This is a genomic window from Microbacterium sp. NPDC076911 (assembly GCF_040687125.1).
GTDB lineage: Bacteria > Actinomycetota > Actinomycetes > Actinomycetales > Microbacteriaceae > Microbacterium.
In genome coordinates this window covers 169,641-182,938 of sequence record NZ_JBFBMP010000002.1, presented here as the reverse complement: position 1 = coordinate 182,938, position 13,298 = coordinate 169,641, and the positions used below count along the sequence as shown (strand labels likewise).

The 13,298-nt window shown below is 62.6% G+C and carries 14 protein-coding genes; 4 read left to right on the top strand and 10 right to left on the bottom strand.

What is annotated here, in order from left to right; all coding sequences use genetic code 11:
* Positions 1-139: 139 nt before the first annotated feature.
* Positions 140-1,462, bottom strand: coding sequence for a bifunctional o-acetylhomoserine/o-acetylserine sulfhydrylase (locus AB0O81_RS03345; RefSeq protein WP_363581226.1), 1,323 nt, complete (start codon positions 1,460-1,462; stop codon positions 140-142).
* Positions 1,463-1,608: 146 nt separating this feature from the next.
* Between AB0O81_RS03345 and AB0O81_RS03340 the strand changes: the two genes are divergently transcribed.
* A complete protein-coding gene (locus AB0O81_RS03340) occupies positions 1,609-2,391 on the top strand; it encodes an SDR family oxidoreductase (protein WP_363581224.1) in 783 nt (260 codons plus the stop codon).
* Between the two features lie 5 nt (positions 2,392-2,396).
* On the opposite strand, the gene AB0O81_RS03335 is transcribed toward AB0O81_RS03340, so the two are convergent.
* Positions 2,397-3,902 carry an MFS transporter gene (locus AB0O81_RS03335; RefSeq protein ID WP_363581222.1) on the bottom strand — a complete coding sequence of 502 codons (1,506 nt, stop codon included), beginning with the start codon at positions 3,900-3,902 and terminating at the stop codon, positions 2,397-2,399.
* Between the two features lie 64 nt (positions 3,903-3,966).
* On the opposite strand from AB0O81_RS03335, the gene AB0O81_RS03330 reads away from it, so the two are divergent.
* The 3 genes from AB0O81_RS03330 to AB0O81_RS03320 are packed head-to-tail and all read left to right on the top strand — an operon-like array spanning position 3,967 to position 5,764.
* Positions 3,967-4,449, top strand: a complete 483-nt coding sequence (locus AB0O81_RS03330; RefSeq protein ID WP_363581220.1) for a phosphoribosyltransferase — start codon at positions 3,967-3,969, stop codon at positions 4,447-4,449.
* Positions 4,450-4,452: 3 nt separating this feature from the next.
* Complete coding sequence (locus tag AB0O81_RS03325; RefSeq protein ID WP_363581218.1) at positions 4,453-5,145, top strand: uracil-DNA glycosylase; 693 nt, start codon at positions 4,453-4,455, stop codon at positions 5,143-5,145.
* 10 nt (positions 5,146-5,155) lie between these two features.
* Positions 5,156-5,764, top strand: a complete 609-nt coding sequence (locus AB0O81_RS03320; RefSeq protein WP_363581216.1) for an N-acetyltransferase family protein — start codon at positions 5,156-5,158, stop codon at positions 5,762-5,764.
* A gap of 8 nt (positions 5,765-5,772) precedes the next feature.
* Here the strand turns inward: AB0O81_RS03320 and AB0O81_RS03315 are convergent, their stop codons facing one another.
* The 8 genes from AB0O81_RS03315 to AB0O81_RS03280 form a co-directional block, all read right to left on the bottom strand.
* The gene (locus AB0O81_RS03315) at positions 5,773-6,111 is read right to left on the bottom strand and encodes a protealysin inhibitor emfourin (RefSeq protein ID WP_363581214.1); all 339 of its coding nucleotides are present in this window, start codon (positions 6,109-6,111) and stop codon (positions 5,773-5,775) included.
* A complete protein-coding gene (locus AB0O81_RS03310) occupies positions 6,089-7,156 on the bottom strand; it encodes a M4 family metallopeptidase (protein ID WP_363581212.1) in 1,068 nt (355 codons plus the stop codon). The genes AB0O81_RS03315 and AB0O81_RS03310 overlap by 23 nt, the downstream gene beginning before the upstream one ends.
* Before the next feature lie 46 nt (positions 7,157-7,202).
* Positions 7,203-8,000, bottom strand: coding sequence for an ATP-binding cassette domain-containing protein (locus tag AB0O81_RS03305; RefSeq protein WP_363581210.1), 798 nt, complete (start codon positions 7,998-8,000; stop codon positions 7,203-7,205).
* A complete protein-coding gene (locus AB0O81_RS03300) occupies positions 7,997-8,785 on the bottom strand; it encodes an ABC transporter ATP-binding protein (RefSeq protein WP_363581208.1) in 789 nt (262 codons plus the stop codon). Before AB0O81_RS03300 ends, AB0O81_RS03305 begins: the two co-directional genes overlap by 4 nt.
* Positions 8,782-9,687: an ABC transporter permease gene (locus AB0O81_RS03295; RefSeq protein ID WP_363581206.1), complete on the bottom strand. Its 906-nt coding sequence runs from the start codon at positions 9,685-9,687 to the stop codon at positions 8,782-8,784. Before AB0O81_RS03295 ends, AB0O81_RS03300 begins: the two co-directional genes overlap by 4 nt.
* On the bottom strand, positions 9,687-10,637 hold the full coding sequence (locus tag AB0O81_RS03290) for an ABC transporter permease (protein ID WP_363581204.1): 951 nt from the start codon (positions 10,635-10,637) through the stop codon (positions 9,687-9,689). The genes AB0O81_RS03295 and AB0O81_RS03290 overlap by 1 nt, the downstream gene beginning before the upstream one ends.
* Positions 10,634-12,145 (bottom strand): ABC transporter substrate-binding protein, encoded by a 1,512-nt coding sequence (locus AB0O81_RS03285; RefSeq protein ID WP_363581202.1) that lies wholly within the window; start codon positions 12,143-12,145, stop codon positions 10,634-10,636. The genes AB0O81_RS03290 and AB0O81_RS03285 overlap by 4 nt, the downstream gene beginning before the upstream one ends.
* Before the next feature lie 136 nt (positions 12,146-12,281).
* Positions 12,282-13,238 carry an alpha/beta hydrolase gene (locus tag AB0O81_RS03280; protein WP_363581200.1) on the bottom strand — a complete coding sequence of 319 codons (957 nt, stop codon included), beginning with the start codon at positions 13,236-13,238 and terminating at the stop codon, positions 12,282-12,284.
* Positions 13,239-13,298 lie beyond the last annotated feature (60 nt).

The following is a 13,298-nucleotide window of genomic DNA, read 5'->3' as shown; positions in this document are numbered from 1 at the left end:
TCGCTCGCGTATTCGCTGAGGCTAAACCTAGTGGCAAACAACTGTGCTGAACGTCACGTAGCGATGTGTATGTCTTGATCGAAATGCAAGATGCCTCGACCCATGCGGGGCCGAGGCATCTTGCATCCCTTGCACAGGGTTAGAGGCGGGCAGCCTCTGAAACTTCGCGCGCAGCCGATAGCGCCTGCTCGAGGTCAGCCTTGAGGTCGTCGATGTTCTCGAGGCCCACCGACAGCCGCACCAGACCGGGGGTGACTCCCGAAGTCAATTGCTGCTCAGGAGTGAGCTGAGAGTGCGTGGTCGATGCCGGGTGGATGACCAGTGAGCGTACGTCTCCGATATTGGCGAGGTGGCTGAAGAGACTCAGCGAGTTGACGAACGCGCGGCCCGCTTCAACGCCGCCCTTGAGCTCGAACGAGAGCACGGCGCCGACACCCTTGGGCGCGTACTTGTTCGCTGCGGCGTACCACGGAGACGACGGCAGACCCGAGTAGTTGACGGAGGCGACATCGTCGATGTTCTCAAGCCACTCTGCGATCTCTTGAGCGTTCTGCACGTGGCGTTCGATACGCAGCGAGAGCGTCTCGATTCCTTGGATCAGCAGCCACGCGCTCATCGGCGCGATTGCTGCGCCCAGGTCGCGCAACAGCTGCACGCGGGCCTTGATGATGTAGGCGAGGCCATCGCCGACGGCAGTCGTGTAGCTGGCACCGTGATAACTCGGGTCAGGCTCGGTGAGGCCGGGGAACTTCTCGACGTTCTTGGACCACTCGAATTGTCCACCGTCGACGATGATGCCGCCGATCGTGGTGCCGTGACCGCCGAGGAACTTGGTGGCCGAGTGCACAATGATGTCGGCGCCGTGCTCGAACGGCTTGATGAGGTAGGGCGTCGCGATGGTGTTGTCAACGATCAGGGGCACACCGCTTTCGTGTGCGACGTCGGCGACCTTGCGGATGTCGAGCACGTTGATCTGCGGGTTGCCGATGGTTTCACCGAAGAACAGCTTGGTGTTCGGTCGCACGGCACGACGCCATTCCTCAGCGTCATCTTGGTTCTCGACGAAGGTTGTCTCGATGCCGAGCTTCGCGAGCGTGTACTTGAAGAGGTTGTAGGTGCCGCCATAGATCGACGATGACGACACGATGTGGTCGCCGGCGCCCGCAATGTTCAGCACCGCGAAGGTCTCAGCGGCCTGACCACTGGCGACCAGTAGCGCGCCCGTTCCGCCCTCGAGCGCAGCGAGACGCTGCTCGACGACGTCTTGGGTGGGGTTCTGGATGCGCGTGTAAATGTTGCCGAACTCAGCGAGTGCGAAGAGATTCGCGGCGTGGTCGGTGTTGTCAAAGACGTATGAGGTCGTCTGGTAGATCGGCGTAGCGCGAGCATTGGTCACCGGATCTGGCTGCGCGCCGGTGTGAATCTGCTTTGTCTCGAACTGCCAGTTCTCGGGTGTCGACATGGCTTACTCCTGCGGGTCTGAGCGCCGAGAGCGGTCACCCTCGAACCACACCGACAGTACGGACGTGACGACGAGTTGCCAAGCGATGAGACACGCGGCGTAACGTGCGGCGCGCAACGCTGCTATCTCGTCGGTACCTTGGAGGCATGACGACCAGACGTGCAGTGGTAACCGGAGCGAGCTCAGGAATCGGCGAAGAGACGGCGCGCACTCTGCGCGCGAACGGCTGGGATGTCGTCGCCGTGGCTCGTCGCGCCGATCGGCTCGCCGAGCTGGAGGCAGAGACGGGTGCCGTGGCGTTTGCCGCCGACCTCACTAAGGCCGAAGACGTCGCCGCGCTCGCCGAGTGGCTTGAAGGTTCCGGTCCGGTGCACTCTTTGGTGCACGTTGCCGGCGGAGCACGTGGCGCTGATCGCGTCGAAGACGGAAACGCGGCCGACTGGACATGGATGTTCGAAGTGAACGTGCTGTCAGCTCAGCGCCTCGTTTCGGCGTTGTTGCCGCAGTTGCGCCGCGCCGCAGCATCCGATTCTCACGCCGACACACTCTTCGTGACCTCCACAGCCGCCCAGACCGCATACGCGGGCGGTGGTGGCTACAACGCAGCAAAAGCGGGCGAAAGCATGCTCGTCAGCGCGCTGCGCCTTGAGCTGAACGGTGAGCCCATTCGTGTCATCGAGGTGGCTCCGGGAATGGTCTTGACTGCCGAGTTCACGGTGAACCGGCTTGGAGGCGATCACGCGGCCGCGGAGCGCGTCTATGACGGGGTGGAGGCGCCGCTTACGGCGGTCGACGTCGCCGACGTGATCTCTTACGCCTTGAACGCGCCCGGACACGTCAACCTTGACTTGATCACGATGCGGCCCGTGGCGCAGTCAGCACAGCACCTGCTGGCGCGAGGCCCGCTGCACCCGCGCCAGAACGACTGAGCGAATCAGAGAATCGTAGGCTGGGCGGCTACCTCGTCGCCAGGAGCCTCATCGGCAAACGCGACCTTCGGCACGAAGAACAGCAACACCGCGGCGAGGAAGCCGCCGGCGGCGCAGATCGCCCACACCGCCAGATATCCACCTAGCGAGGCGGCCGTCTGGCTGGCCACGGTGCCGACTCCCGCTGCAAGCACCACACCGAAGATGGCCGAGGCGAACGTGCCACCGATCGTCTTGGTGGTGTTGGTAAGTGCGGAGGAGATGCCGGTTTGGCCGGCTGGTGCGGCGGCGGCGGCCGCGGCAGGAAGCGCGCCCACGAGCGCGCCTGAGCCGATACCCGCGATCGAGAGGTTGAGCAGCACTTGCCAGAGCTCCTGATGAAACGGCAGGAAGAGGGTGTAGCCGACGCCCACGAGCGCGGCTGCGGCGATCAGAATGATGCGAGGGCTTGCGCGGCGCGACGTCAGTGCGAAGATAATTGCTCCGACGATGAGTGAGACGAGGTATACCCCGATCACGTTCGATCGTGCCGACGCGTCAAGCCCCAAGCCGTAGCCGAGCGACGAGTCGGTGCCCGCGTAGGTCGATAGAGGCCCCTGCGCTCCGAGCAGGCTGATGCCCACCAAGAAGGCGGTGATCTGTACCGGCCACATCTCAGGGCGCCTGAGAACGCGAATGTCGATCGCCGGGTCTTTCTGGCGCAGTTCGAAGCGTGCGAACCAGACGAACACCAACATGCCGGCGATAAGCAACACCGCGACCCAGACCCATGAACCAGCGCCCAGTTCAAGTTCGTTGATCATGCGCATATACACGAGCGCACTCGTGATGAGCAGCAGACCCCATGCCAGAATCACGAAACCCCAGGTGTCGAGTTGCCGGCCGGGCATCGGCTCCGAATCGGGAACAGCGAACCAGATCACGAAGACCGTCGCGGTTACAGCAATGGCGGGAAAGATCAGTGTGAAGGTGAGGTTGCCACCGCTCGCATCGAAGATGCGGCCAGCGGCAAGCGCGCCGAGAATTGCGCCCGCTTGTAAGCCGACAACCAGGAGGCCGGCAGCGCGGCGTGTGATCGAAACGCCGTGGTTCTGACGACGACCGCGTTCGAAGATCAGCGCGATCTCAAGCGGCAGCCAGACGACATAGAAGCCCTGGAGCGACCACGCGATCAGAAAGCTCCAGAAATCGCCCGCAAAGGCCAGCCACCACGTCGCAGCGGCCGTAAGGATCGCCGCGACGAGCAGTATCTTCTTGTGCCCGTACATGTCGCCGAGCTTCGCCATAATCGGCACGACGAGCGCCGAGAGCAGAAGCTGAGCTGCCTCGAACCAGTTGACGTCAGAGTCGTGAACTCCGAGCGCGATCACGATGTCGCTGAACAGCGGCACGTAATAGCCCTGCAGAATGCCGCTGGTGATTTCAACGAACACGAACCAGCCGATGAGGCCTGCGGTGATGCCGAGGGCGGAGCCACGGAGCCTGTCAGCGGCAGCAGAGGATCGAGACATCGGCTGAGCGTAGCACCGCCGCGCGCCTAGGCTAGAACTGACGGACTAACGAAAGGCACAGTCAATGTCTGAGCGCGAGACACTCACATGGGATGGGTTCGGTGAATCCTGCCGGGATCTCGCTCGCACCATCCTGGCCGACGGGTTCGTTCCCGATGTCGTGGTAGCTATTGCGCGTGGCGGCTTGTTGCCAGCCGGCGCGATCGCATATGGGCTGGGCGTGAAGAACTGCGGTGCCATCAACGTGGAGTTCTACACCGGCATCGGCACAGTTCTGGAGGCGCCCGAGATCCTGCCGCCGGAGCTCGACATGACGTACCTCGGTGGAAAGCGCGTGCTGTTGGTCGATGACGTCGCTGACAGCGGTCGCACTCTGGCGCTGGCGGTCAGCTTGCTGAAAGATCGTGGTGCGGTCGTTCGGTCGACGACCATCTATACCAAGCCGACGACAATCATCCACCCCGATTATGTCTGGAAAGACACATCTCTCTGGATCGACTTTCCCTGGTCGTTCCAAGGAACAGTTGCCGAAGAAGATGCATCCTGACCAATGGCGCTGTCGCTCGACCAACTCGCCGCTGCGGGGCTGATTGACGAAGGATGGTCTCAGGCACTTGCGCCCGTTGCGGGCGATCTCGCCGCGATTGGCGAACGGCTGCGAGACGAAGTTGCCGCGGGCCGTGCGTATCTACCCACTGGCGAGCACGTGCTTCGCGCTTTTGAGCGACCGCTGGCTGAAGTGAAAGTTCTCATTGTCGGTCAAGATCCCTACCCGACGCCGGGTCACGCGATCGGGCTGTCGTTCGCAGTCGACAGAGCTGTGCGGCCGTTGCCGCGCAGCCTCAGCAACGTATACAAAGAACTCGAAGCTGACCTCGGAATTGCGCCGGCAGCTCACGGTGATCTCTCTGCCTGGATCGATCAGGGGGTGATGCTCTTGAACCGCGTGCTCACCGTGCGTGAGGGAGAGACGGGCAGCCATCGCCGATGGGGGTGGGAAGCGGTCACGGAGTGCGCGATCCGCGCGCTTGTTGATCGACACGCCCCGCTGGTGGCGGTGCTCTGGGGCAAAGATGCAGCGTCTCTGCGTCCGCTACTGGGTGAAACGCCGATCGTGGAATCGGCCCATCCATCACCGCTCTCGGCTCGCCGGGGATTCATCGGCTCGCACCCGTTTTCTCGCGTGAACGAGCTGCTGATTCAACAGGGTGCCACGCCGATCGACTGGCACATTCCCGCGTAGGCTGGATCTCATGCTGGAAGAGGAGTACGACAAAGATCGGCGCGTTCTTCCGGCACGATTGCGAAAGAAACCCGCCCCCGAGCAGCCTTTTTCATACGAGATCCGGCCTATCGTCGACGCCGATCTTCCGTATGTGCGCGAGATCTACAACTATTACGTCACCAACTCGGTCGTGACGTTCGACGAGAAGAAGTGGACTCTCGCTCAGTGGCGCGAAAAGCTCGAATACCTGCGCAAGCTCGATATGCCTTTTCTCGTGGCCCAATCGCCGAGCGGCCAGATTCTCGGCTACGCCTTGGTGCAGCCGATGTCGTCGAAATCGGCGTACCGCTATTCGGTAGAAAACTCGATCTATCTGGGGCACGCCGCAGCAGGAAAAGGTCTTGGTCGCGCGATGCTCGTGGCGTTGATCGACGCGTGTGAAGCCAGTGGCATTCGTGAGATGGTGGCGATCATCAGCGACCGAGGAGCAGAGGGATCGATCGCGCTTCACCAGAAGCTCGGGTTCGTTGAAGTGGGGAGAATGGGGCGGGTGGGCCGCAAATTTGGTCGCTGGCTAGGCACAATCTACCTGCAGAAGAGTTTGAAACCGAAGAAGCGTCTGCGACGCCGGAAATAGGCCCGCAGTTACCGTCGCTCGGATCCATCCGACGAACGCACGGCATCGATCAGGCTTCGCCATGCGCCCGTCGCTTCTGCTTCGGGCACCACAGCCTGCTTATCCGGCGTGCCTGAGCATTGCGCGTGAACAAGCCACACGAATCGATCGGCGGTGCGCACTTGCGTCGTGTCGTCGGCCTCACGCTGTGTCTCAGCCCACGGGCATTGTTCGACCAGCGACGCGAGCTTGCTGGCATCCTCGTTTGCCGCGGTGACATGCCACTGGCGACTCAAGCCGGCAAAGCCACCCGTTCGCGTCACCGAAACGCGAATTTCGCTTGGCTCAATCGGCGATTGGCTCATCATTCATGACGCCTACGCCCACCCATCCGGAGCGAACGGCGGCGGCCTCCTCTGACTCCTCACCGTACTCCCCAACGGCTGCAGTCAGCGTCGCGGCCGCGAACGACGCGAAGTCAGACGACGGGGCGAGACTGCGCGCTGCCAGGGTGCGGTACCAGATGAGCCCCGCGCGTTCCCACGCGCGGCCGCCCAGCGCCATGGCGGTCAGATAGAAGGCGTGATTGGGAATGCCCGAGTTGATGTGCACCCCGCCGTTGTCGCCCGACGTGATGACAAAATCGCGCATGTGCGCCGGCTGCGGATCGCGGCCCAGCACATCATCGTCATACGCTGACCCAGGTGCCGACAGTGATCGAAGCGCCTGGCCTTCGACGTTATCGCTGAAGATGCCCTCGCCCACGAGCCAAGACGCTTGCTCAGCCCGTTGACCGCGCGCATGCTGTTCGGTCAGCGCTCCGAAAACATCAGAAAGTGACTCGTTCAGCGCTCCCGATTGCCCTTCGTAGTCGAGCCCACCCTCAGTATCGACAACCCCGTGGCTCAGCTCGTGAGCGACGACGGACAGGCTGCGCGCGAAACCGACGAAGATCTCGCCGTCTCCGTCACCGAACACCATGCGCTCCCCGTTGTAGAACGCGTTGTCGTATTCTCGGCCATAGTGCACGGTCGCGAGCAGACTGCCCCCGACGCCATCAAGGCCGTTGCGACCAAAAGCGTCCCAGAAGAAGTCGAACGTTGCGCCAAGCCCGTCGAACGCATCGTTGACCGTGACGTCGGAAGACGGGGGAGCCCCCTCGGCGCGCACCAGCACACCGGGCAGAATCGCTCGTGTCTGCGCGTCCGAGATCTCACGGTGCGGCGCGGGTGCGGTCTCGGCGATTAGGCTGCCAGCCTCGTCGATAGACAGACGCAGGCGCGAGCGAGGTGAGTGCCAATCTTGAGTGAGCGCCAGGGTCGAGCGTGCTGCCTGTGCTGCGCGAGCCCAGCCCGGTTCTTGCACGGAGGCAATACGAGCCAGCAGGTATGGCGGAACGATCGCAGCTGTCATGGCTTGAGGCTAGTGGTCGCTTCAGACCTTGCCTGGGTTCTTGCGCCTACTGGTGAGGGTTGATAACGGGTATCGACGCAAGCAGGCGACGCGTGTACGAAGTCTGCGGTTCGAAGAGCACCTTCTCGGTGGGGCCTTCTTCCACGATGCGACCGTCTTTCATCACCACGACTTCGTCGCACAGACTCTGCACCACCCCAATGTCATGCGACACCATCACGATCGTCAGGCTGTCGCGCAACCGCAGTTCGCCGAGCAGCTCGAGGATCTGTGCGCGTACGGTCACGTCGAGCGCAGAAAGAGGCTCATCACCGATGAGGAGGCGAGGCCGATGCGCGATCGCGCGCGCGAGAGCAATCCGTTGGCGCTGTCCACCTGAGAATTCATGTGGGTAACGGCTGGCCATAGTGCTGTCGAGGCCGACTTCTTGAAGCACCTCGCTCACGCGGGCGCGGTGGTCTCCGTCTATTCCCAGGGCCCACAGCGGCTCCGCGACGATGCGCCCGACGCTCATACGTGGATCCAACGAGGCATACGGGTCTTGAAACACGATGCCGGTTTGGCGACGCAACCAGTGCAGCGACCGCGCTTTGGCGCCGGCATCGACGGGCTTGCCATCGAAATGGACTGTTCCCGCCGTCGGCTTGTCGAGTCCGAGGAGCAGGCGCACAAGCGTGGATTTACCCGAACCGGACTCACCGATAATTCCGACGGCGGATCCTTCCCTTACATCGATATCTGCGTCTTCGAGCGCAGTCGACGTCGACGCGCGCGCGAAGAGCTTTTCCGCTGGAGCCCGATATGTGCGCCTCAGGCCACGCCCTTTCAACAGCACGCCGCTCATTGCCCACCTCCGGGGCGCCACAGTGTGGCGGTAGCATCGCGCAGCAGCGCTTGAGTGATCGGCGAGGTCGGTGCGCTCAGCAGATCTGCAACAGGCGCGGCCTCCACCACGCGGCCTCGTTCGAGCACCACCCCGTGCGTCGCGATGCGTGAGAGTACTGCGAGGTCATGAGTGATGAACAGCAGCGACATACCGTCGTTGGCGACCAGAGATTGAAGCAGGTCGAGCACCTCTGCCTGAATCGTGACGTCGAGTGCTGTGGTTGGTTCGTCGGCGATCAGAAGACGCGGACGACAGGCCAAGGCCATTGCGATGGCCACTCGCTGACGTTGCCCGCCGGAGAGTTGGTGCGGGTATCTCGCGACGATCGTCTCGGGCTCTGGGAGCGCGACTCGGGATGCTTCGAGGATCGCGCGGGCTGCGGCATCTCTTTTCGAGAGTCGCTCGTGAATACGCACCGACTCCGCGATCTGTCGGCCCACGGTGCGGATCGGGTTGAGGGCGGTTTGCGGCTCCTGGAACACCACGCCGATTTCGTCGCCCCGAATGCGCGCGAGCTCACGGTCGGGCAGTCCCAGCAGCTCTCGCCCCTGCCACTGCACGCTGCCGGTGGCATGAGCGCCGTCGGGCAACAGCCCAGCGATCGCAAGCGCCGTCATCGACTTTCCCGAGCCTGATTCCCCAATCAGGCCGACGCGGGCACCGTCATCGACGCTGAATGACACGTCATCGACCACACGCTTGCCGTCGATCTCGACGGTGAGAGAGGACACCGTGAGACTCATGCCACGACCTCGGGCATATGAGTGCGCGAACTGCGGGCTGGTCCAGATGTGGCGCGCAACGTCGGGTCGGTCACTTCTCTGATCCCGTCTCCGAGAAGATTGAGTCCGAGCACAGTGAACGTGATCGCCAGACCTGGCGCCAGCACCGCCAGGGGGTACACCGTGAGATACGCCTGCAGCTCGGCAAGCAGGAGTCCCCATGATGGCTCGGTGACAGGTGCGCCGAACCCGAGGTACGACAGTCCCGCCTCAGCGAGGACGGCGACAGCCATGCCCCAAGACAGCTGCACGATGAAGACGGGGGCGACGTTGGGTAGCAAATGCCGCAACAGATTCTGCGAGGGGGTCAGGCCGTATGCCCGACCGGCAACGACGAAATCGCTGTGCTGCACGCGTCTGAGTTCGGGTCGGGTGACTCGAGCGATGTTGACGCCGAATCCGATTCCGACCGACCAGATCACAACCCACAGCGATCCTCCCCAGACGGCAGAAATCATCATCGCGATGATGAGCACCGGAAAAGCGATCAGGATGTCGACCAGCACCGCGACCGACTCACGAACCCAGCGCACGGTGAGGGCTCCCAGCGCGGCGAGCAAGACGCCGATGATCGCGGCAATAGCGCTCGCACCGACGGCGACGATCACGGTGGTTCGTGAGCCCGCCATGATCAGACTCAGAATGTCGCGACCTGAACCGTCTGTGCCCAAGATGTGCGGCCAGCTGGGGGAGAGCCACCGGTTTGAGATCTCGACGCGTTGTGGATCGAACGGCGTCCACAACAGTGAGACCAGCGCGGTGACGACCACGAGCGCGACAACGATTAGTCCAAACCGGCTGGTAGACAGCCGCCACAGTCGGGTGAGCCAGTGCGCGCGGGAGGGGCGTTGCGCAGCATCCATCACTCCGCCTCCCTCTGACGTGGGTCGATCACGCGTTGCACGATGTCGACGAGAAAACCGACGATGAGCACGAAACCGGTGAGCGCGAGAAGTTCGCCCTGCACTTTCGGCAGGTCGCGCGCGCTCACGTCGGCGACGAGCATTCGGCCGATACCGGGCAATGAGAAGAGCTGTTCGATGACGACTGCGCCGACAATGATTCCCGCGACCTGCAGACCCAGCACCGTGATGATCGATAGCCCAACCACCGGCAGTCCGTGGCGGATAAGCGCCGAATTGCGGGTGAGGCCTTTCGCAGCAGCGGTGCGGACAAAGTCTTGGCCAGCGGCCTGCAACGTGGCGCTGCGCACGAAGCGCATCAACATCGCACCCTCGATGATGCCGATGGTCAGCGCAGGCAGGATCAGGGCGCTCACAGCCGCCCACGGATCTTGCCACCCCGCGCGGGGAAAGCCCTGAGCGGGCAACCAGCCTAACCACACGGCAAAAACGACGACGAGCATCATTCCAGCCCAGACCACAGGCACGGCCGCAATTGCCTGCGCGCCCGCGCTCAGTGCCGTGCCGGCAGCGCGCCCCCGGCGCATGGCAGACAGCACGCCCAGTGGCACGCTGAACAGCACGGCGATCATGAGAGCCATGATGCCAAGCGGTACCGTCACCTGGGCTTTTTCAGCGAGTTCACTTTCGACGCTCGCGCCGGTGAGGAGGGAGTTGCCCAGCTCGCCGCGAAAAATACCGCCGATCCAACTGAAATATTGCTCGCCGAGCGAACGCTCGAGCCCCAACTGTTCGCGCAACGCGGCGGCCTGCTCGGGAGTGCTATTCGTTCCCGCGATGAGTTGCGCGATGTCGCCCGGCAACACCCGCAACGTCAAGAAGATCAACACGCTGGCGACGAACAGCCCTACCAATAGGAGGGCAGCGCGCGTCAGCGTGTATCGGATCACCCGTTGCTCTTGCCGAGTTCGGCTATGTTCAGTCGTTCATTGACGTTGGTAGAGGGCATACCCGAGATGTTAGTACCGACAGCAACCACCGAGGCCCCGGTGTAGAGCCAATCGGCTGCCGAGTCCTCTGCCACGATCCGAGCGGCCTCCTGAAGCAGCGCTGCGGCTTCATCTTCATCGGTTGCCGCAAGCGACTCGGCGTACAACTCCTGCACGTCTGGGTTGTCATAGGTGAAGTAGTAGTCCGGGTTCGCCCAGTTCTCGAAGTCTCTCGCCTCGGTGTGCAAAACGAAGCTCAGGTCGTAGTCCTGGTTGACATACACGCTGTTCAACCAGGTTGAGAAGTCGACCGATTCCACCTCGAGTGTGATGCCAACCTCGTTGAGATCTGAGACCAAAATCTGCGGCACTGTTGTGGAGTAGAAGTTCGGAATTGTCAGGGTGAGCGTGAGGTCTTCTGCGCCGGCCTCTTCGAGGAGTGCGCGAGCCGCAGCAGGGTCGTAGGGTGCGACGTCTGACAGGTCTTCGTAGCCGGGATCGAGCGCGGGAATCGGCCCGTACTGCACCTCGCCCGAAGCTTGAGCCTCGATAAACGACTCCTTGTTGATCGCCTGTCGAATCGCTTGGCGCACGCGCTGGTCATCGAGCGGTTCAGCGTTGCTGTTGAAAGCGAGCGTGCCCTTGTCGGTGGACTGGCCAAGCACCAGGGCGAAGTCGCCGGTCGCTTCGATCTGCTCTTGGAGGTTGGCGTCGAAGCCGGTCAGCACGTCGACTTCGCCAGCCAACGCGGCGTTGAGCGCTGCTTGGTTGTCTGGAATGTAGGCGAAGACGACCTCGGCTACCTGCGGAGCGTCGCCCCAGTACTCTTCATTTCGCGTGAGCGTGATGCTGTCGCCCTGGCGCCAGCTCGTCAACGAAAAGGGGCCGGTACCGTTGGCAGCGGTCTGATAGTCGATCTCGTCGCCCTCTTTGAGGATGATGCCGGCGCGACCCGTGAGGTTCCAGAGCAAGCTCGAATCCGGCTCGGTGAGCGTGAGCGTGACGTCTTGTCCCTCGGAGGTGATTGATTCCACGTTCGAAAGACGCGCAGAGTCGGTCCACTCCGCGCTGTCTTTCCTCGTGGTCAACGTCCACACCACGTCTTCGGGTGTCAGCTCCTGACCATCGTGAAACATCACACCCTCTTGCAAGGTGAATGTGTACGTGAGGCCGTCCGGTGAGACGGTCCAATCACTCGCAAGCGACGGGACGATGTCTTGGTCGGGCGTTCGAGAGACGAGTCCCTGATACACATTGTCGATGAGTACCTGGTCCAACGCCGAGCCCGAGGTCTGGCGAATGTCGAGGTTGCCTGGTTCGAGAACGAGCCGAATGGCGGCGGACGCTTGGGGGTCAGCCTCGCCCGTGGCTGTCGGGGATGATGCGGGGGCGCCAGAGCATGCGCTGAGCGCGAGCGCGCCTGCGGCGATCAGCGAAATAACCGCGGCGGCTGGGGTACGTCGAGACATTGGGGGCCTTTCTCAGCTGTGCGCATCGGGCGCGCGTGCACCGGGTTTGCAGACAAGAAACCACGGGTGCGAAAGACAAGCCTAGAGAACTTGTGACCGCGCGCGCGTTCTGCATGCAATAAATGCAACTAAACTGTTAGGCGTCTATTGCGTGTTTTGCGATCTGATCAGCAAGTTCTCGCGGTATCTCCTCTTGGGGGTTGTGCCCAGATCGCATCGGAATGATGGATGCCGAAGCCACCCGCGACCGGAACTCGGCGAGGTTCGCATCGCTGACATAGCCACGTTCGCCACGAATAAGCGTGATCGGCGCGGATACACCGGAGAGATCGCGCCAGCCGGGTGCCCCCAGGCTGGAGGCCACAGGAAGCGGTGCCGCGGTCGGTTCGGGCGCTTCGTCGTTTGTCTTGGACATTGCCGCCGCGAGATGCGCGAAGTGATGCTTCCATTCGACTCGTCCATCGGCGCGAATGCGTGAGTTGAAATACACGCCCCGTTCGACCTTCTCGCGCGAACCGCCGCCGAAACCGAAGCTGATCGCACGATCGACGAGTTCATCGCGGGTCGCCCAGTCGGTCGGGCCAGCGAAGAATGCACTCAGTTCCGACGGCCCCTCGTCAAGCGAAACACCGGGCGTGATGTCGACAATCATCAGATCGCGCACCAGATCGGTTCGCTCAGCGGCGACCGCCGCTGCGGTCAGGCCGCCCAGCGAATGGCCCACCAGCAGCTGAGGACCATCAGTCCACGCGTCCATGGCCGCGGCAACGTCAGGCCAAAGGGTCTCGGCGACGTAATTGGCATCCTTTCGCCACGATGAATCGCCGTGCCCTGGCAGATCGATCGCCAGGGCGGGCAGGCCGAGCGCAACGATGGTGGTGTCCCAGGTGTGAGCGTTCAGGCCAGCGCCGTGCAGCAGCGTCACTGCGGGTGAGGTCGCTTGACTCCCAGGGGGGTGATACCGGAGTGCGCTCAGTCTTCGGCCATCGGCAAGCTGCAGATTTATGCGCTCGCCACGCGGCACCTCGCTGGTGATGCCAGCATCGTGTGCTTGGTCGCTCAGAAAGGAGAACTCGTCGTCGGGTTCATTCATCCTCATAGTCTGACCCACCTCAAACGTGTTCGCGACACGTGGGCATCGCGCTAGCTAGGC